The sequence below is a fragment of the Maritalea myrionectae genome (assembly GCF_003433515.1).
Taxonomy (GTDB): Bacteria; Pseudomonadota; Alphaproteobacteria; order Rhizobiales; family Devosiaceae; genus Maritalea; species Maritalea myrionectae.
The window spans coordinates 2,925,906-2,943,071 of record NZ_CP021330.1; the positions used below are offsets into that span (position 1 = coordinate 2,925,906).

General features: G+C 54.7%; 22 protein-coding genes, 1 tRNA gene and 1 riboswitch. Of the genes, 14 read left to right on the forward strand and 9 right to left on the reverse strand.

Annotated elements, in window-relative coordinates; translation table 11 throughout:
* Positions 1–5: 5 nt before the first annotated feature.
* Positions 6–536, reverse strand: coding sequence for a MarR family winged helix-turn-helix transcriptional regulator (locus MXMO3_RS14725; RefSeq protein WP_117396365.1), 531 nt, complete (start codon positions 534–536; stop codon positions 6–8).
* A 43-nt stretch (positions 537–579) separates the two neighbouring features.
* On the opposite strand from MXMO3_RS14725, the gene MXMO3_RS14730 reads away from it, so the two are divergent.
* Positions 580–1,035 carry a VOC family protein gene (locus tag MXMO3_RS14730; protein ID WP_117396366.1) on the forward strand — a complete coding sequence of 152 codons (456 nt, stop codon included), beginning with the start codon at positions 580–582 and terminating at the stop codon, positions 1,033–1,035.
* A gap of 4 nt (positions 1,036–1,039) precedes the next feature.
* Here MXMO3_RS14730 and MXMO3_RS14735 read toward each other — a convergent pair whose 3' ends face one another.
* A complete protein-coding gene (locus tag MXMO3_RS14735; protein WP_117396367.1) occupies positions 1,040–2,017 on the reverse strand; it encodes a DUF808 domain-containing protein in 978 nt (325 codons plus the stop codon).
* A 170-nt stretch (positions 2,018–2,187) separates the two neighbouring features.
* On the opposite strand from MXMO3_RS14735, the gene MXMO3_RS14740 reads away from it, so the two are divergent.
* Entirely contained in the window at positions 2,188–2,700 is a 513-nt protein-coding gene (locus tag MXMO3_RS14740) for a substrate binding domain-containing protein (protein WP_281273954.1), read from the forward strand.
* A gap of 22 nt (positions 2,701–2,722) precedes the next feature.
* Here the strand turns inward: MXMO3_RS14740 and MXMO3_RS14745 are convergent, their stop codons facing one another.
* Positions 2,723–3,139 (reverse strand): universal stress protein, encoded by a 417-nt coding sequence (locus MXMO3_RS14745; protein ID WP_027833809.1) that lies wholly within the window; start codon positions 3,137–3,139, stop codon positions 2,723–2,725.
* Positions 3,140–3,444: 305 nt separating this feature from the next.
* On the opposite strand from MXMO3_RS14745, the gene MXMO3_RS14750 reads away from it, so the two are divergent.
* The 3 genes from MXMO3_RS14750 (at position 3,445) to MXMO3_RS14760 (ending at position 5,570) form a co-directional block, all read left to right on the forward strand.
* Positions 3,445–4,287: an urea carboxylase-associated family protein gene (locus MXMO3_RS14750; protein ID WP_117396854.1), complete on the forward strand. Its 843-nt coding sequence runs from the start codon at positions 3,445–3,447 to the stop codon at positions 4,285–4,287.
* Between the two features lie 88 nt (positions 4,288–4,375).
* The gene (locus tag MXMO3_RS14755; RefSeq protein WP_117396369.1) at positions 4,376–5,050 is read left to right on the forward strand and encodes an SDR family oxidoreductase; all 675 of its coding nucleotides are present in this window, start codon (positions 4,376–4,378) and stop codon (positions 5,048–5,050) included.
* Between the two features lie 148 nt (positions 5,051–5,198).
* Positions 5,199–5,570 carry a DUF2513 domain-containing protein gene (locus MXMO3_RS14760; RefSeq protein WP_084633925.1) on the forward strand — a complete coding sequence of 124 codons (372 nt, stop codon included), beginning with the start codon at positions 5,199–5,201 and terminating at the stop codon, positions 5,568–5,570.
* Positions 5,571–5,594: 24 nt separating this feature from the next.
* Here MXMO3_RS14760 and MXMO3_RS14765 read toward each other — a convergent pair whose 3' ends face one another.
* The 4 genes from MXMO3_RS14765 to MXMO3_RS14780 form a co-directional block, all read right to left on the reverse strand.
* The gene (locus tag MXMO3_RS14765; protein WP_027833812.1) at positions 5,595–6,101 is read right to left on the reverse strand and encodes a hypothetical protein; all 507 of its coding nucleotides are present in this window, start codon (positions 6,099–6,101) and stop codon (positions 5,595–5,597) included.
* Entirely contained in the window at positions 6,094–6,702 is a 609-nt protein-coding gene (locus MXMO3_RS14770; RefSeq protein ID WP_117396370.1) for a response regulator transcription factor, read from the reverse strand. Before MXMO3_RS14770 ends, MXMO3_RS14765 begins: the two co-directional genes overlap by 8 nt.
* Before the next feature lie 80 nt (positions 6,703–6,782).
* Positions 6,783–7,004 carry a hypothetical protein gene (locus tag MXMO3_RS14775; protein ID WP_162889295.1) on the reverse strand — a complete coding sequence of 74 codons (222 nt, stop codon included), beginning with the start codon at positions 7,002–7,004 and terminating at the stop codon, positions 6,783–6,785.
* Positions 7,005–7,126: 122 nt separating this feature from the next.
* Positions 7,127–7,200: transfer RNA gene (locus tag MXMO3_RS14780), tRNA-Gly, on the reverse strand.
* A gap of 142 nt (positions 7,201–7,342) precedes the next feature.
* Here MXMO3_RS14780 and MXMO3_RS14785 point away from each other — a divergent pair.
* Both MXMO3_RS14785 and MXMO3_RS14790 read left to right on the forward strand, forming a co-directional pair.
* Positions 7,343–8,335 carry a Gfo/Idh/MocA family protein gene (locus tag MXMO3_RS14785; protein ID WP_117396372.1) on the forward strand — a complete coding sequence of 331 codons (993 nt, stop codon included), beginning with the start codon at positions 7,343–7,345 and terminating at the stop codon, positions 8,333–8,335.
* Positions 8,336–8,436: 101 nt separating this feature from the next.
* Entirely contained in the window at positions 8,437–8,949 is a 513-nt protein-coding gene (locus tag MXMO3_RS14790; protein WP_117396373.1) for a GNAT family N-acetyltransferase, read from the forward strand.
* Between the two features lie 40 nt (positions 8,950–8,989).
* On the opposite strand, the gene MXMO3_RS14795 is transcribed toward MXMO3_RS14790, so the two are convergent.
* Positions 8,990–9,550: a type 1 glutamine amidotransferase domain-containing protein gene (locus tag MXMO3_RS14795; protein WP_117396374.1), complete on the reverse strand. Its 561-nt coding sequence runs from the start codon at positions 9,548–9,550 to the stop codon at positions 8,990–8,992.
* Between the two features lie 390 nt (positions 9,551–9,940).
* Between MXMO3_RS14795 and MXMO3_RS14800 the strand changes: the two genes are divergently transcribed.
* From MXMO3_RS14800 to MXMO3_RS14830, 7 genes are all read left to right on the forward strand, one after another.
* Positions 9,941–11,164, forward strand: a complete 1,224-nt coding sequence (locus MXMO3_RS14800) for an acyl-CoA dehydrogenase (protein ID WP_117396375.1) — start codon at positions 9,941–9,943, stop codon at positions 11,162–11,164.
* A gap of 23 nt (positions 11,165–11,187) precedes the next feature.
* Positions 11,188–12,342: a CaiB/BaiF CoA transferase family protein gene (locus tag MXMO3_RS14805; protein WP_117396376.1), complete on the forward strand. Its 1,155-nt coding sequence runs from the start codon at positions 11,188–11,190 to the stop codon at positions 12,340–12,342.
* Positions 12,343–12,355: 13 nt separating this feature from the next.
* On the forward strand, positions 12,356–13,999 hold the full coding sequence (locus tag MXMO3_RS14810) for a thiamine pyrophosphate-binding protein (protein ID WP_205468029.1): 1,644 nt from the start codon (positions 12,356–12,358) through the stop codon (positions 13,997–13,999).
* A 288-nt stretch (positions 14,000–14,287) separates the two neighbouring features.
* Positions 14,288–14,599: a hypothetical protein gene (locus tag MXMO3_RS14815; RefSeq protein ID WP_027833864.1), complete on the forward strand. Its 312-nt coding sequence runs from the start codon at positions 14,288–14,290 to the stop codon at positions 14,597–14,599.
* Between the two features lie 287 nt (positions 14,600–14,886).
* Positions 14,887–15,096, forward strand: coding sequence for a hypothetical protein (locus MXMO3_RS14820; RefSeq protein ID WP_027833865.1), 210 nt, complete (start codon positions 14,887–14,889; stop codon positions 15,094–15,096).
* 6 nt (positions 15,097–15,102) lie between these two features.
* Positions 15,103–15,420 (forward strand): YbjQ family protein, encoded by a 318-nt coding sequence (locus MXMO3_RS14825; RefSeq protein WP_117396378.1) that lies wholly within the window; start codon positions 15,103–15,105, stop codon positions 15,418–15,420.
* 2 nt (positions 15,421–15,422) lie between these two features.
* Entirely contained in the window at positions 15,423–15,878 is a 456-nt protein-coding gene (locus MXMO3_RS14830) for a cupin domain-containing protein (RefSeq protein WP_117396379.1), read from the forward strand.
* Positions 15,879–15,896: 18 nt separating this feature from the next.
* Here the strand turns inward: MXMO3_RS14830 and MXMO3_RS14835 are convergent, their stop codons facing one another.
* Entirely contained in the window at positions 15,897–16,991 is a 1,095-nt protein-coding gene (locus MXMO3_RS14835) for a 2'-deoxycytidine 5'-triphosphate deaminase (RefSeq protein WP_117396380.1), read from the reverse strand.
* A gap of 89 nt (positions 16,992–17,080) precedes the next feature.
* A riboswitch (SAM riboswitch) is annotated at positions 17,081–17,158 on the forward strand.
* Positions 17,159–17,166 lie beyond the last annotated feature (8 nt).

The following is a 17,166-nucleotide window of genomic DNA, read 5'->3' on the forward strand; positions in this document are numbered from 1 at the left end:
TTGTGTCAGGTGGCTTTTTGAATTGCTTTGGCGCCTTCCATGGCGGCCTGGCGCAAGTTACCCATTGTTGGGGCCCCAAGCATTTCGGCTAGCTCTGTCTCAATGCGGCTGAAGGCGGTGAGTGCGTGTTGGTGTAGCTCGAGCCCGGCATCTGTGCGCAGGATGATTTTTGCGCGCTTGTCGCTTGGGTCGGGAAAGCGGGCGAGGTAGCCGAGATCGATCAACTCCTCAACAATTTCGCTCATCGCCTGCTTTGTCATATCCGCCTTGGCCGCGAGTTCGGTAAGGCGGCACCCGTCGGCTGGCAAATGGACAAAAACCGGATTAAATGCCGCGCGCGCCTCCGGGAAAACTTCGCGCAGCAATTCGATAAGCCGGGTTTCGATCCATGCCACGATTGGCTTTATCGAAAAGATCAAAGGTGGGTTACGGGGACGATCGGTTCGGAATGCGCGAATGCCCTCGGCTTGAAGGCGTTCAAGCTCGGTGGGCTTCGGTGATTTGGGCGACTCACTTGACATATAGTCAGGTAACATGATTATATTTAGTCAGGCAAATTGACTAAATTGGAATGGAGCCATGCCTCTTAGCGATGGATGCAATCACGTCACGATGCTGACCAAGGATCTTGATCGGTTCGTGGAATTCTACACCCGTATATTCGATGCCGAGTTGCGATTTGGTGAGCTTGAGGGTGACCTTAGGCACGTCATGATTGACGTTGGCGGCGGCTTCTGCCTGCATCCCTTCGAATTGCCGACGCAGGACGCACATGCCGAAGGGCTCCCCGATATTTTCCAACGCGGCCACATCGACCATTTTGCGCTTGATTTTGTTGACGCGGAAGACTTCGAGACGGCGCGCCGCCGTCTATTTGAAGCCGGGGCGACGACGGGACAGGTTCGCGATTTCGGGGTGATCAAGGTCCTCAGCTTCACCGACCCAGATCATATGGAATGCGAGATTGCACTTTGGAAAGAAGGCAAACCTTTGACCATGGCTCAAAGCACGGTCGAACCCTATAACGCTGGGTGATGACCTATTCCGGTGCTGCCACGGGCTTCGGGGCAAAGCGGGTCCAGAGGGGTTTGATGATTTTTACGCCGATGGGAATGAGGATGATGCCGAGGGCGAGGCCGAAGATGCCGTCCAGACCAGCGGTGACGGTCCATTCTATGGCGCCTTGCCAGGTGCCGATGGCGTTGGCGGCGTTTACGGCGATGTGGTGAATCCAGTCGTAGGGGGCGGAGAAGCCCATTTGATCAAGCGCGTGCAGAATGATCGAGCCGCCGACCCAGAGCATGGCGGCGGTGCCGACCACCATCAATAGGGTCATGAATTTGGGCATGCCATAAACAATGCCGCGACCGAGGGCGCGGGTGGCGCTCAGGCGGCCCTTTTCGGCCAGATAGAGGCCAACATCGTCGGCTTTCACGATCAGCGCCACGGCGCCATAAACCAGCACGGTGATGCCAATGGCTACCATGGCCAAAGTGGCGGCTTCCATCCAGAGTGCGCTTTCCGGAATGGCCGCCAGGGCGATGGTCATTATCTCGGCCGAGAGGATGAAATCGGTTTTGATGGCGCCAGCGACCTTTTCCTTTTCCAAATGCGCGGCATCGCCTTCGGTGTGGCTGCCGTCCGGGCCGCCATGGCCTTTGCCAAAGCCGAGGAAATGCGCGATTTTTTCCGCGCCTTCAAAGCACAAATAGCCGCCGCCCAGCATCAGCAAAGGCGGAATCAACCATGGCGCAAAGGCCGAGAGGGCCAGCCCGGCGGGCAACAGGAACACCAGCTTGTTGATCAGCGAGGCGCGGGCGATTTTGGCCACCATGGGCAATTCGCGCGCTGGGGAAAAACCCTGCATATATTTGGGGGTGACGGCGGCATCATCAATCACCGCGCCGGCGGCTTTGGAGCCAGCCTTGACGGCCTGCGCCGTTACATCATCCACCGAAGCCGCGGCCAATTTGGCCAGCGCCGCCACATCATCCAGCAGTGCCATCAACCCGCTCATGCCTGTCTCCCGAAATATTCGCGCCGACAGTGCGGCGGGGTATATTCTGACCTGCCGGATGGCCTGCCCTTTGGTTGCATTATCGCCTGATTGGTTCGGTGGATCAAGGGTTTACCGCGCCACAAAATCTGACTTTGCCCGACTGATTTAGCCAAGATCGGCGCCCTCTGCTGGAACATGTTGCGGCCGAGGCCATTGACCTGGCCATTCGGCTGGCCCCTGCCCCAACGGGCAATTTGATCAGCACCCGCCTGATGGACACGCGCTACCGCGTCTGTGCGTCTCCTCATTATTTGGCGCACAATGAAGATTTGAAGGTGCCTCAAGACCTCGTCCGCCACCAATGTTTGCGCTTTGCGCTGCCGGAATATCGGACCCATTGGCGGTTCAAAACCCAAGAGAATGCGGCTTTTGAGGTGAATGTTGCTGGCCATCTTGTTATTACCAACGCCTTGTCTTTGCGGCGTGCCGCCTTGGCCGGTTTTGGCCCGGCGCTGATGGCAGATTGGCTAGTGGCATCAGACCTTGCTGAGGGCCGTTTGGTTGATCTGTTCCCCAACCATGAATGCACGGCCACTGAATTTGATACAGCCGCATTTGCACTCTACCCTTCACGCGCATATCTGCCGCAAAAGGTGCGCGTTATGATTGACTTCCTGCGCGAGAAACTGGGGTCGCGTTAGGAAGATGATCGGCTTGCCGCCGCTAAGGACGAACCAGCATGACGGAGCATTTCGCATGTTGGGCGATTTTGCCGCCATTGGATGGCCAGATATATTCCACGGCCCCGGGCAGATGGCTCGCCATCACAACAAGATCGGCGCCTGTGTCGTCAATCGCGTGTATCAGGGCATTATCGATTTCTGTGGCCGGGTCATTGGCCATGGCGGTGTGGGCCGTGGCCTCAATGCCGCGCTTATCGATCTCCCCATCCACAAAACTTTGCAGTTTTTGACTGAATTCCTTTGGGTTGTGGCCCAGCGCGCCGGGTGCGCTCGATGTGACCCCGACATAGGTGATGGGCAAGCCATAATGCTTGGCCAAATCCGCAGCGCAGTCTAGCGCGCGCTCCAGCTTGTCGACATGGGCCAAGTCCACGGGTGTCATGATCCTATTGAACATATGCATGCTCCCTTTTGTGTTCGCGTGCACAGACTGTTCCAATTTTATCGCAGCAAAAGCTGCTGCATTCGATCTGTGCCTCTACTTCGTTTCACCCCCCAATGCTAAACGTTCTCAAAGGGTGTGCATTGATCTGCGTCACATTTTGTTAAATAACAATTTTGCGCATTATTCCCGGATCGAAACCTCAAGGTTTGAACGACGAATTTAGGGCGGCAGCACTTGATTGGCAGGCCAGAAAAGGCGATCTTGGCCCGCACCCAACGACCAGTTGTGGCCAATTGGCCAAAGCCTTGAGAGTGAATATGAAAAAGCCTATCGATGCCGAAGCGCGACGCGCCGTTAAACCTGTCATTTGTTACCCGGTGGACGCCCTGCCACAACCCGACATGGCGGCTTATGAAGGGTTTCGGGCGCAGGCGAAAAAGATCGATGAAGTGGTTGTGCCGCCGCGAGATGCAGCGACATTTTCTGTGCCCGCAGGCGGGTTTTTTCGCATCACCTCCGTCGAAGGCCCGCAGGTTGGCGATCTAAATTTGTGGCATGCCGATGATTTGACCGAGCGTTTCTATTCGGGCAAGACCCGCGCCCTACACGGCACCCATGTCACCACCGGCCAGCGGCTCTGGTCGAGCTTTCCAGCGCTGCGCCCGATGGTCACAATCGTTCAAGACACTCTGGACTGGTATGGCAAGGATGAGTTTGGAGGATCGGTGCATGATGTGATTGGCACTCGCTGCGATCCCTATACGCACAATTTGCTGTCGGGCGGGCACTATCACCATTGTTGTCATTCAAACCTGACGCGCGCTTTAGCAGATGCGACCGGATTGCCGCTGCACGAAGCTGAGACGCATGTGCATGATGTGCTCAATGTTTTTATGTGCACCGGGTTCACCCGCGACACAGGACAATATTTTATGAAGGCCAGCCCGGTTCGGCCCGGCGACTTCCTTGAGTTTTTCGCCGAAGTTCCGTTGCTGGGTGCCTTATCTACCTGCCCGGGCGGCGATTGCTCTGCCGAGCATTCCTCAGACCAAGCCGCGTGCTATCCGCTGTTGGTGGAAGTGTTTGAAACACCTAAACGCGCGCTGGCCGCATGGAACCAACCGCCCGCCAATGGCTATGACCGCAGCCATGGCCGATAAACGATCTTTTGGCTGGCCGCTACGTACGAAACCAAAGCCGCGCGCATGCGTTGTGCTTAAAGCTGGTATTTAACCGAAGGAGTTTCTCATGAGCACGAAGACAATTTTGATCACAGGTGCATCAAGCGGCATCGGCGCGGCCACCGCACGATTGGCAGTTGAAAAAGGCTGGCAAGTGGGCCTGTTTGCTCGGTCTGAAGAAAAGCTCAATGCGCTTGTTGAGGAACTTGGCGACAAGGCGACCGCCTTACCCGGCGATGTGACCGACTTTGACAGCGTGAAAGCGGCCATGGACAGTTTTGTCAGCAAGGTTGGCGGCATTGATGCGGTTTACGCCAACGCCGGCACAGGACTTTCTGCCCCCGGCACCGATGCGGGTGATCCAGACGAATGGGAAAATATGGTGAATGTGAACATACTCGGGGTGTTGTGGACGGTGAAGGCCGCCATGCCGCATTTGAAGGCGCGTAAAGGCCATTTGCTACTCACAGGGTCCGCCGCTGGCCGTCGGCATATTGCCGGTTCAGTTTATGGCGCCTCCAAATGGTTTGTTCATGGCTATGGCGGCAACCTTTCGGAAGAAATGAAAGAATTTGGTGGCCGCTGCACGGTGATCGCGCCGGGCATGGTGGACACGCCATTCTTTGATGAACCAAAGCCCGACAAATTGCAGCCAGAAGACATTGCCAATGCCGTCTTCCACGCGCTTGACGCTGATCCGCGCTGTGCTGTGAATGAAATCTTCCTGATGCCAACGCAATAGCGACCGGCACCATTAACTCTGATGAGGGCGCCTCGGATCATGTCCGGGGCCGCCACACGCCAAGCTCTGCCCCACTTGATCCAAAACAAGGCGCGACATGCTATCTGCTCGTATGCTTATATTTAGATAGGTGGCAAAAAGGTGGTTTATGAAGCGGGATATGGACTTGGTGCGCAAAATATTGATTGCGATTGAAAATTCGGTGGATGATGAACCCGGCACCATCGATCTGCCCCATGATGACTATAATGACGTGACCGTTTTTCAGCATGTGCGCCTGATGCATGAAGGCAATTTGATCCATGCCGTTGAAGGCCGCGGATTTGACAAATCTGCGCCATGGTATCCACACTCGCTGACCTGGCACGGCCATGATTTTCTGGATGCTGTGCGCGATGATGCGATTTGGGCCCGGGTGCGGATGCGCGAAAAAGAAAGCGGCTATACGCTGCCGCTGGAAGGGCTTTACCAGCTGGCTATCTTTGAGCTGAACAACAAGCTGGGCTTGATTGGCGGCTAGCGCAAAAGGGTGCCAGATGCGGCGCTATTGCCCTTTTTTAATCGACTCGTGCAGCGAGTTGATCAGTTCGCTTTTTTGCAGTTTCACTTTATCATCATGCTCATGCTGCAGCGCCCAGCTGATGGCATTGATATGTAATTCCAGAATGTCTTGCTCTTTTTCCAGCAGATCGGGCACGGCACGAATGGCCGCACAAAGGCTTTTGCCGACCTCACCCACCAGCTGATAATTGAAAGTGGCGGCCTGCCCTTTCAGATCGTGGGCGCGCATAAAAATATCTTCCAACCGTTCCTTGAACGGCTTGCGCGCCGCCAAATCGGCCTTCATCGACGCCACCGCCTGTTTGACAATATCGGGATAGTTTTCGCCTAACTTGCGGATGCGTTGCTCTGCGGCAAACTCCATTTCTTTCAATGTATGCCCGGTATTCGGCCTTATGACCTCCGCCAGTCGATTGCGCGGGGTGTAAAACTCAACCTCATGATCGGCCTTAAGGCGCGGCGTGGAACTTGGCTTCTTGCCCTCACTCATGTGCTTGCGCCTCCTTTTGTTTTGTCATCTCGGGATTGTGCGGGGTTTGTATCGCCTCACCCTTGCCATCGTCAGCGATATTGGCACCTTCCGGGTTTTTGCGCCGATCTTCCCCATCAAAACCGCGCAATGTTCGGCGACGATCTGGCCCCGTATAATCGCTGGTTTTCACAAATTGGCGCGGATGATCCCGCATATAGGTGAACCGATCAAACAGCCCCGCCACGGAAACGGGTTTGCACAAAACCTCGTTGGCGCCACTGTCCCGCGCCTGGCGCACATGTTCCACTGTTGAATAGGACGTGAGCACCAAAACGGCCAAATCGCGGATGGCTTCGTCGTCGTGGTTGCGCACTTTTTTGATCATCTCAAATCCGCTGACTGGCTTCATCAACAAATCCACAATCATGATGTCGGGGAGTTCACTCTCGGCCATTTGAAGGCCTTCTTTTGCCGAAAGCGCATGGCCGATTTTTTTAATGCGCATGCCCAGCAGCATGTCGCGCAGAATATTGTGCATGTGCTGATTGTCGTCGACGATCAACACTTTTAAATCACCAAAATTATATTTCGTATTATGCCCGAATAAATTGCTCGACATGCATTCGCCCGCTTATTGGCACTCACATTAACAGAGGCGCGTAATCAAATGGTGAATTTGCGTAGGCGATGAGGTATTGGCTAAGCTAAGATCTTCGTAAAAGCGTCGTTGATAATTACCAGGCCGATACTAAAAATCACAAAGCTAATAAATATTTGGAAGGCGAAACGCAGTTTTGCGTTCTCACCTTGAGCTCTGTTTACTCTCCATTTGAGCACTGCATTCCAAATAAGCAACGGCGGTATTAGAAATGCTTTTCCCAAACCGATGACCAGCTCCATGGCCAGCACAATACGATCCACACGATACCAATCTTGTCAGTGTCACAATTTTCTGAGGCGTTGAATGGCGCTGCTCACTTACCCCTTAGTGGCGAAAGTACAATACTAATGATGCACATAACAAGTCACAAGGTCGGCGAATATGGAGCGGGTGAAGGGAATCGAACCCTCGTCGTCAGCTTGGGAAGCTGCTGCTCTACCATTGAGCTACACCCGCGAGAGATAAGCTTCGATATGCCGTGGTTTAGCGATGGCGTCAAGTGAAATTGAAATGGCAAGACGCCAGTTTAATGCCAGGGCTTGCGCTCGCGGCGTGAAAGGGTAAGTTGGGAAAACTTATTTAATTTTAGAGGCGAATTATGTCTAGATCTGACTCCAAAATCCGTGTTGGCCTGTTGGGATCCGCCAATATTGCCATCGCCGCAATGATTGAACCGGCAAAACGACGCAAGGATGTGGAGCTGGTGGCCGTGGCCGCGCGCGATCTTGGGAAAGCGCAGGAATATGCGCGCAAACATGGGATTGCGGAAGCGATGGAAGGCTATGAGGCGCTAATCAATCGGGATGATATCGACTTGATTTACAATGCGCTGATCCCTTCCCGTCATATGGATTTAAGCTGCAAGGCGCTTGAGGCGGGCAAGCATGTGCTGGTGGAAAAACCATTCGCGCTGAATGTGGCGCAAACCGACAAAATGCTTGAAACTGGCGCGAAGAGCGGCAGATTTCTGATCGAAGCATTTCACGACCATTATCACCCTGTGCTGCAGGAAGTGATGCGACTGGTGCAAGGCGGCAGCGTTGGCACCGTGCGCAGTTTTCGCGCCCAGTTTGATGTGGCCATCCCTTTCGAGGCCAGCCCCTTTCGCCACACCAAAGAAATGGGCGGCGGCGCACTTATGGATTTGGGCTGCTATCCCGTACATTGGGCCACAACACTGTTGCGTGGCACGCCAGAAGTTTTGGAGGCCAGCGCCACACTTACGCCCACCGGTGTGGATGAAAGCCTGAGTGCCAAGGTGCGCTTTGGTGATGTGGTGGCGGAGCTGGGCTGTAATATGGCCGAGGAAGTGGAACAGCGCGCCTTTTTGGACCTGGTGGGTGATAAGGGTCGGATCTATGTCGATAACCCGATCCTGCCGCATAATGGACATTATATCGAAACCGAAATGGATGGGATTTACCGCCGCTATACCATGGGCGCCGGCACCACTTATGACCATCAGCTTGAGGCCGTGTTGAACGCCATTCGCACCGGCACCCCCGCCGCCACCGGCGGCAACGCACCACGGATAATTATGCAGGTGGTGCAGGATATGTATGAAACCGCGGGGATGGACCGGTCTTTTTAGGACAGGTGCTGATGCCGCTCTGGATTCCTAAGTCAAATGCGCTTTACGCCTTGGACAACAGCGCATACAACAGTGGAAGTGTCTGATTACGCGAGTTTGATATGACCCTGCCCAACATTCTGTTTGAAACCGAACGCCTAATCTGTCGCCCGTTTGAGGAGACGGATTTTGAGGACTTGCTGGCGCTGCAAAGTGATAAGCGGGTTTATCAATATGTGGGCAATGGGCAGCCTTTGTCATCAGACCAGGTCAGGTTGTGGATCGACCGGTCGCGCAAAAACATTGAAATAAATGGATTTGGCACTGGGGCTATTGTCTATAAGGGACAAAACGACCTGATTGGCTGGGCGGGCTATGTGCAGCCGCCGGAACAGGAAACTGAGATTATCTATGGCCTCTCTGAGGCAGAATGGGGCAAAGGGTTGGGCACGGAAATTGTGCAAGGTCTGGTGAATGCGGCGCGAGGCCGCTATCAGATTTGGCCCCTACATGCGAGTGTGGACCCAGAAAATAGCCGTTCGATCAGCCTATTGAAGAAATTGGGCTTTGAGCTTTTTGCCAAGACCAAGGATGAAGATGGCTTGGACACAGACATCTACCAGCTGAACGCTTAAAAGGCTGCCCCCAACCGATGGTCGGGGGCGCTTTGTTTGATTATGCGACTTTGCGCTGGTGTTCACCTTCGCGCACCTCTTCAATGATTTTGGCCACGAATGCATCCAAATCATTTGGGTTGCGTGAAGTGATGATGCCGTTGGAAATGGCCACTTCCTTATCCACCACATGTGCGCCAGCATTTTTCAAATCTGTGCGGATGGATGGATATGATGTCATTTCACGACCTTCCACAACGCCTGCTTCAATGAGCAGCCATGGCGCATGGCAGATGGCGGCAATGATTTTGTCGTTTGTCACAAACTCGCGGATTTTGCTGACGGCTGTTTCATCAACCCGCAACAGGTCGGGGTTGATTTGGCCGCCGGGCAGCACCAATGCGATATAATCATCAACATTCACGTCTTCGATCTTCAAATCCGCATTTACAGACTCGCCCCAATCCGCCTGGTTCCAGCCTTTGATGGCCTCGCCATCTGGCGTGGCGACATGCACGGTGGCCCCCGCTTCTTTCAATTTTTCAAGCGGCGTGAACAATTCTGATTGCTCAAAGCCATGGGTCGCCATAATTAGAATTTTAGATTCGGTCAGCTTAGGCATCGCAATCTCCTTAAATATTTGTGGTGGTCAGATTTGCTGCCGCATCACCGCAAGGGCGGAAAATTTTCGCGCGGCTCAGCAATAATTTGTCTTCATGAGCAAAACAGATGAGCGCGATGATCGTTCCATAGCGATTTCGATCGGATCACGCATTTCCATGAAAATGGCGGCACAAAGCAGACAGATAAACTTGAATTAAGTTAAAACAATGTGTTCATGCGCCAGATGCATGAACTTATACCTATTTATCGCTTCAATCCTTCAATCTTAAAGCGTTTAATGCCTCAAACTCATAAATATCACCTTGTTGGGTGCAATGGGCCATCGAATGGGATATCGCGGAGGATATCGGCCCCAACAGCGCACTCACATTAGGAGAAGGATAAGCCGATGACTGCAGATCGCCCCAAAATTCGGGATAAAGACCGCCCCAATCTCAGCTCGTTCAAATGGGAAGACCCGTTTTTGCTGGACGATCAGCTGACCGATGAAGAGCGCATGGTGGTCGACACTGCCCGCGCCTTCGCCGAGGAAAAGCTGCGCCCGCGTGTGCGCGAAGCCTATAATGAGGAAAAGACCGATCCGAACCTGTTTAAAGAGTTCGGCGAAATGGGGCTTTTGGGCTCAACCATTCCGGAAGAATATGGCGGGGCGGATTTGGGCTATGTGGCCTATGGTTTGATTGCGCGGGAAGTTGAGCGCGTGGACAGTGGCTATCGCTCGATGATGTCTGTGCAAAGCTCGCTGGTGATTTATCCGATCTATGCTTATGGCACCGAAGAGCAGCGGCAGAAATATTTGCCCGGCCTGATTGATGGCAGCTTGATCGGCTGCTTCGGCCTGACCGAACCAGATGCCGGTTCTGACCCCGGTGCCATGTTGACCCGCGCCAAAAAGACCGAAAATGGCTATGTGCTGAACGGCACGAAAATGTGGATTTCCAACAGCCCGATTGCCGACGTATTTGTGGTGTGGGCGAAATCAGAAGCCCATGATGGCAAGATCAAAGGCTTTGTGCTGGAAAAAGGCATGAAGGGTTTGAGCGCGCCGAAAGTGGGTGGCAAATTGTCTTTGCGGGCGTCGATCACTGGTGAAATTGTGATGGACAATGTGGAAGTGGGCGAAGACGCGCTGCTGCCGCATGTGGAAGGCCTAAAGGGGCCGTTTGGTTGTTTGAACCGTGCGCGTTATGGCATTAGCTGGGGCGCGATGGGCGCGGCGGAAGCCTGCTGGCACGCAGCCAACCGCTATGGCCAGGAGCGCAAGCAATTTGGCAAGCCATTGGCGCAGATGCAATTGTTCCAAATGAAGCTGGCCAACATGATGACCGACATTACGCTCGGGCTGCAAGGCTCGCTGCGGGTGGGTCGCTTGATGAATGAAGCGAAGGCCGCGCCGGAAATGATCTCGCTGATGAAGCGCAACAATTGCGTGAAAGCGTTGGACATTGCCCGGATGGCCCGCGACATGCATGGCGGCAACGGCATTTCGGATGAATTTGACGTAATCCGCCATATGATCAACCTTGAAACGGTGAACACATATGAGGGCACAGCCGATGTGCACGCCCTGATTTTGGGCCGTGCGCAAACTGGCTTACAGGCATTCTTCTAAGCCCGGGCAACAAGGTATTATCAATGCAAGAGCAACCGCTTAAAGGTTTAAAAGTGCTTGAATTGGCACGGGTATTGGCTGGCCCCTGGGTTGGCCAAACCCTTGCGGATTTGGGCGCAGACGTGATCAAGGTAGAATCGCCCAATGGCGACGATACCCGCACCTGGGGACCCCCATGGATTGAACGCGGCGATGATAAGAGCGCTGCCTATTTCCATTCTTGTAACCGGGGCAAACGCTCGATCGCGTTGAACTTTAAGGACGCGGATGACCTTGAAACTGTTCGCCAATTGGTCAAGCAGTCAGACGTGTTGGTGGAGAATTTCAAGCTCAACGGGTTGCAAAAATATGGGCTGGATTATGACAGCCTGAAGGCGATTAATCCCCGCCTGATTTATTGCTCCATCACCGGCTTTGGCCAAAATGGGCCTTATGCCCCGCAGCCCGGCTATGATTTTATCGTGCAGGGCATGTCGGGCATGATGTCCATCACTGGCGAGCCGGACGGGCAACCACAAAAAATCGGCACGGCGCTGGCCGATATTATTACCGGCCTTTATGCCACCATCGGCATTCAAGCCGCCTTGTGGCAGCGCGAGCGGACGGGCCAAGGCCAGCAAGTGGATATGGCGCTATTGGACAGCATGGTGGGCGTTTTGGCCAACCAGGCCATGAATTATCTCGCCAGCGGCACGGCCCCCACACGGCTGGGCAATAGCCACCCCAATATCTGCCCCTATCAGGTGCTGCCCGTGAAAGATGGTCACATCATTCTGACGGTGGGTAATGACAGCCAATTCCGCCATTTGGCACAGCTTTTGGGCATGGAACAGATCGCAGATGACGAGCGTTTCGCCACCAATGGTGCGCGCGTGGCGCATCGGCTTGAGCTGACGGCACTTTTGGAAGCCGAGTTCCAAAAGTGGGAAAAGCTGAAACTGCTGGATGCGTTGCACGCGGCGAATGTGCCTGCCGGGCCGATCAACACGATTGATGAAGTGTTTGCCGACCCGCAGGTTTTGGCGCGAAAAATGGCGCTAGATTTTGATGGTGTGCCGGGCGTGCGGACGCCGATCCAATTCTCGGATGCGACGCTAACCTTTGATCGCCCTTCTCCCAAGGTGGGCGAACACACCCAAGAGATTTTGAACGAGCTTAAAGCTCTCAACGATAATTAAAGAGCACATACAAATGGCAAAAATGACCGGCGGCGAAATTTTGGTGAAATGCCTTGAAGCGCAGGAGGTGGACCGCGTGTTCTGCGTGCCGGGCGAAAGCTATTTGGCGGTGCTTGACGGGCTGCATGACAGCAATATCGACGTGGTGACCTCGCGCCATGAAGGCGGCGCGGCGATTATGGCGGAAGCGGACGGCAAGATGCTGGGCCGCCCCGGCATTTGCATGGTGACCCGTGGACCGGGCGCCACCAACGCCGCTGCGGGCGTGCATATCGCCAAGCAAGACAGCACGCCGATGATTTTGTTTGTTGGCCAAATTGGCCGCGCCATGAAAGGCCGTGAGGCGTTTCAGGAAGTGGATTATCGGCAAACCTTTGGCGATTTGGCCAAATGGGTGGAAGAAATTGACGATGCGGCGCGCATTCCCGAAGTGATTGCCCACGCCTATCATATTGCCATGTCTGGCCGCCCCGGCCCTGTGGTGCTGGCCCTGCCGGAAGATATGTTGCGGGACGAAGTGGACGTGCCGGTTTGCCCCTACATCGAAGTGGCGGAGCCTGCCCCGAGCCTCAAGGCGGCGGCTCGGTTTGAAGAGCTGCTGCGCACGGCGGAGCGCCCTTTCATCGTGGCCGGTGGCTCGCGGTGGACGGAGCAATCTGTGGCGCAGTTGAAAGCCTTTGCCCACAAGCACGACATTCCGGTGGGGTGTTCATTCCGGCGACAGCAATTGTTTGATCATACAGATAGCCACTATGCGGGCGATGTGGGCTTGGGGATCAACCCGGCGCTGAAAGAACAAATCGAGCAATCGGATTGCCTGATTTTGTTGGGTGCGCGTTTTTCTGAAAACCCAAGCCAGAATTTTACGCTTTTGGGCATGCCTAATCCGGGCAAAACCTTGATCCATATTCATCCCGGTGCGGAAGAGTTGGGGCGGATTTACACGCCGACGCTCTCCATCAATGCGACGCCTGAATGTTTCTTTGATGCGGTGGATCATATTGATGCCCTGCCCGCTGCGGATCGCGGCAAAAAGGCCAATGAGATTTATCGCGCCTGGACCGATGCGATGCCGGAAACGCCCGGCGATGTGCAAATGGGCGGCGTGATGACCTATTTGCGTGAAGCACTTTCAGACGATGCGATTATGTGCAATGGCGCGGGCAATTATGCGATTTGGTTGCACCGCTTCTGGCGCTTCCAGCGCTATGGCACCCAATTGGCCCCGACCTCCGGCTCGATGGGCTATGGCGTACCCGCCTCCATCGCGGGCAAGTTGCGGCACCCGGAGCGGGACGTGATTTGCTTTGCGGGCGATGGCTGCTTCCAAATGACCGGGCAAGAATTTGCTGCCGCCGCGCAGTTTGGCGCCAACATCATTGTGTTGGTGATCGACAATGGGATTTACGGCACCATCCGCATGCATCAGGAAAAACATTATCCGGAGCGGATTTCCGCGACGGATTTGGTCAACCCCGACTTCGCCGCATGGGCCCGCGCTATGGGCGGCCATGGGGAGACGGTTGAGCACACCGACCAGTTCCCGCTCGCATTTGAACGAGCACGGGAAAGCGGCAAGCCAGCGATTATTCATATCAAGACCTCGGCTGAGGCGATTTCACCGACGGCGACGATCTCGCAGTTGCGGGGGAAGTAGTTGGTTCTCGCTCACGGTTGAGCGGCGCTGCGCGCCTAACCTCCGCGGGGGCGAAACCTGAAGGTTTCGGGCTGGGCCGCCCCAGCCCTGTTTAGGTGCCAAAAGTGGAAGGCGCCCCTTAAGCCCTTTACCCCCATGGGGAGTGGTGCAGATTTGGGCTACGCCCGTTGTCCCTGCGCTGCTGCCCGGGCAAACTTGACACCCTCTCCGCGCCATCCCTACACTCGGCCTGAACTCGGCATTCATAAGCTGAATGCTGAACAATGGGGAAATGGAAGGAGACCAAGCATGCGCATTCTGACACTCGCGGCAATCTTCGCTCTATCGGCGTCTGCAGGCTACGCGCAGGGCGTTTCAGGAGCTGACGAAGTTTATGGCACCGACACAGTGGGAGAAGCCATTTCGTCGGGCTTCATGGGCAACACATCCAATCCAAGCGGCAAAGGCAATGGCGTTTTGCCAAGCCGTTCGCCCGGACCACACACAAATGACGGTGGTTTTGGCAATTTGGGAAAATATGCGTCCGGACAATACCTTACCGGTGGTGGCACGGTTGATAACGAACCAAACCCTGACACCGGCTTGCCGGCCGACCAATAGGCGCAACACAACAATCTGATGCCACGGCGCTTGATATTCATGGGCCGTGGTCATCCTGAACAGTTCCAACTGTATGGACGCCCGCGGGCATTCAGGATGGAGCTTTTCAGGGCTTGGGCAGGGCGAGCAATTCTCAATTGGCCCTGCGTCACTTCGTCAGAACACTGGCGCAAGGCGAATGAACTTTGTTCGCATCTATTTAAATCTAATTGAAAACCCGGCGGCCAGCACCTACCTTTAAGCTATGCGCTGCGCGTTAGGCGCGGTGGCAAAAAAGGAGAGGTTACATGTCCCTCGATAAGATCGCTCTGGCGATTGTGATTGTGGCGGCGGGTATTTATGTCGGCGTGATGGCGTTTGGCATTTTTTCATCGGGTGTGCCGCTTTGGCCGTTCTTTATCTTGCTCGCGATTGCTATTTATATTTTGTCGCGCATCATTTCCGACAAGTTGAACAATAAAGAAGATAAATATTACGAAGATAATATTCAGGAGTAGTGATAAGTGATTGTGACGACAGGACTAACTGTGCCCGAAGGCGAGATTACTGAGACCATCGGCATTGTGCGAGGCAACACCATACGCGCCAAACATATTGGCACCGACATCGTTGCCGCCTTGCGCAATTTGGTGGGTGGCGAAGTGGGGGAATATACCAAGCTGATGGCCGAAGCCCGCGAGCAGGCTTATGATCGCATGGTCGCCCACGCCGAAAGCCTTGGCGCTGATGCGATTATAGGGGTGAACTTTACCACTTCCATGATTACTGATGGCGCGGCCGAAATCCTCGCCTATGGCACTGGCGTGAAGTTAAAGCGATAAAAATGCCGAAGATTGAACTGCCGGGTTGGACTGAACATGACAGCCAACCCCATCCACTAACCGGGCAAAATGATGGCCCCTACGCCGACAAGGCGCTGAGCAAGGCCGCGGGCATGTCCGGGCTGGGCGTGCGCATGGAAAAACTGCCGCCTGGTTCAGCCTCGTCTCATCGTCATTGGCATGAAACCGAAGATGAGTTCTTGCTGATGCTATCGGGTGAACTGGTGTTGGTTGAGGATGAAGAGACTGTTTTGCGGGCGGGCGATTGCGCCGCGTGGAAGGCGGACAGCCCGGTTGGACATTGCCTGCAAAACCGTTCGGATGCGGACGCCAGCTTTTTGATTGTCAGCGCAAATCGCGAAAAGGATAAGGTGCATTATCCCGATCATGATCTGACCCTGCATCGCGAAGGCGGCAAGCGTGACTATACGCGCCTTGACGGCACGCCGATTAAGTAGGCGACCCCAGCAAGAAACCTAGTTCTGCTTAAAGTGTTTGGACAATTTGAGGTGCTGGCCCTGGTAGTTTGATCCTAGGTCCGCGCCATAAAGATTATCTGGGCGCTCGGCCATGCGTTCATAGACCAAGCGGCCGATGGTTTGGCCATGTTCCACCAAAAATGGCACTTCGCGTGAGCGCACTTCCAGAACGGCACGGCTGCCTGCGCCTGCGGCGCCGGCATGGCCGAAGCCGGGGTCGAAAAAGCCCGCATAGTGGACGCGGAACTCGCCGACCAGCGGGTCGAACGGCACCATCTCGGCGGCATAATCTGGCGGCACATGCACGGCTTCGCGCGACACGAGAATGTAGAATTCGTCCGGGTCGAGGATCAGCTCGCCCGTGCCGCGATCATGCAAGGGTTCCCAAAAATCGAGAATGTCGAGCGCTGCTTTTTTGTCCACATCAACCACAGCGGTGTGGCGCTTGGAGCGATAGCCGATCAATCCGCCGCGATCACTGCCAAGAAGATCAATTGAAAGGGACACGCCCTGTTCGACAATGGCATCATCATCAAATACCAGGGTTTCTTTGGCGTGCAATTCTTTGTGCTCGGCCACGCTCAAACGGCTATCGCCGGAGCGGAAACGGATTTGGCTGAGGCGTGAGCCTTGCCGCACCAATGCGGGGAATGTGCGTGGGCTGATTTCGAGATAGAGCTTGCCCTTATAGCCTGCGGGCACTGTGTCGAACGCGCGGCCCTCATCAGTGATGACGCGGGTGAAAATATCCAAACGGCCGGTGGAGCTTTTGGGGTTGGTGGTGGCGCTGACGCCCTCAGGCAGGGCCAGTTCTTCCATCAGCGGCACGATATAGACGCAGCCGCGTTCCAGCACTGCGCCGTCGCCAAGATTGATCTGATGCAGTTTGAGATCTTCGATCCGCTTCATCACCGAGGTTTTAGGCCCCGGCAAGAAGCTGGCGCGGACGCGATATGCAATTGTGCCCAAGCGCAAATCGAGACTGGCGGGCTGCACCTGATCCGCATCGAAGGGCTGCGCAGAAATAATGGCGCCATCTTGATGCATTTGATTGATCATGCGGGCGGAATAGATACCGGTTGCTGACGTCATTTACTTGACTTACCCATTACATTCTTTTGCAGACCATTTGTTGTTAGCAATGTTAAACATTGACGCCAAGCCACAATTGGCATTAGATCACATAATTCGGTGGTCATTTGGCCGGTCTGCTTGCAGCCACCTTGGGTACTTCCCTAAATCAACTTGCTAAGGCGACCGCGTATGC

Coding starts and splice junctions, on each gene's coding strand:
- MXMO3_RS14725 (WP_117396365.1), bottom strand. CDS start 536: ATGTTACCTGACTATATGTCAAGTGAGTCGCCCAAATCACCGAAGCCC.
- MXMO3_RS14730 (WP_117396366.1), top strand. CDS start 580: ATGCCTCTTAGCGATGGATGCAATCACGTCACGATGCTGACCAAGGAT.
- MXMO3_RS14735 (WP_117396367.1), bottom strand. CDS start 2,017: ATGAGCGGGTTGATGGCACTGCTGGATGATGTGGCGGCGCTGGCCAAA.
- MXMO3_RS14745 (WP_027833809.1), bottom strand. CDS start 3,139: ATGTTCAATAGGATCATGACACCCGTGGACTTGGCCCATGTCGACAAG.
- MXMO3_RS14750 (WP_117396854.1), top strand. CDS start 3,445: ATGAAAAAGCCTATCGATGCCGAAGCGCGACGCGCCGTTAAACCTGTC.
- MXMO3_RS14755 (WP_117396369.1), top strand. CDS start 4,376: ATGAGCACGAAGACAATTTTGATCACAGGTGCATCAAGCGGCATCGGC.
- MXMO3_RS14760 (WP_084633925.1), top strand. CDS start 5,199: ATGAAGCGGGATATGGACTTGGTGCGCAAAATATTGATTGCGATTGAA.
- MXMO3_RS14765 (WP_027833812.1), bottom strand. CDS start 6,101: ATGAGTGAGGGCAAGAAGCCAAGTTCCACGCCGCGCCTTAAGGCCGAT.
- MXMO3_RS14770 (WP_117396370.1), bottom strand. CDS start 6,702: ATGTCGAGCAATTTATTCGGGCATAATACGAAATATAATTTTGGTGAT.
- MXMO3_RS14785 (WP_117396372.1), top strand. CDS start 7,343: ATGTCTAGATCTGACTCCAAAATCCGTGTTGGCCTGTTGGGATCCGCC.
- MXMO3_RS14790 (WP_117396373.1), top strand. CDS start 8,437: ATGACCCTGCCCAACATTCTGTTTGAAACCGAACGCCTAATCTGTCGC.
- MXMO3_RS14795 (WP_117396374.1), bottom strand. CDS start 9,550: ATGCCTAAGCTGACCGAATCTAAAATTCTAATTATGGCGACCCATGGC.
- MXMO3_RS14800 (WP_117396375.1), top strand. CDS start 9,941: ATGACTGCAGATCGCCCCAAAATTCGGGATAAAGACCGCCCCAATCTC.
- MXMO3_RS14805 (WP_117396376.1), top strand. CDS start 11,188: ATGCAAGAGCAACCGCTTAAAGGTTTAAAAGTGCTTGAATTGGCACGG.
- MXMO3_RS14810 (WP_205468029.1), top strand. CDS start 12,356: ATGGCAAAAATGACCGGCGGCGAAATTTTGGTGAAATGCCTTGAAGCG.
- MXMO3_RS14815 (WP_027833864.1), top strand. CDS start 14,288: ATGCGCATTCTGACACTCGCGGCAATCTTCGCTCTATCGGCGTCTGCA.
- MXMO3_RS14820 (WP_027833865.1), top strand. CDS start 14,887: ATGTCCCTCGATAAGATCGCTCTGGCGATTGTGATTGTGGCGGCGGGT.
- MXMO3_RS14830 (WP_117396379.1), top strand. CDS start 15,423: ATGCCGAAGATTGAACTGCCGGGTTGGACTGAACATGACAGCCAACCC.
- MXMO3_RS14835 (WP_117396380.1), bottom strand. CDS start 16,991: ATGACGTCAGCAACCGGTATCTATTCCGCCCGCATGATCAATCAAATG.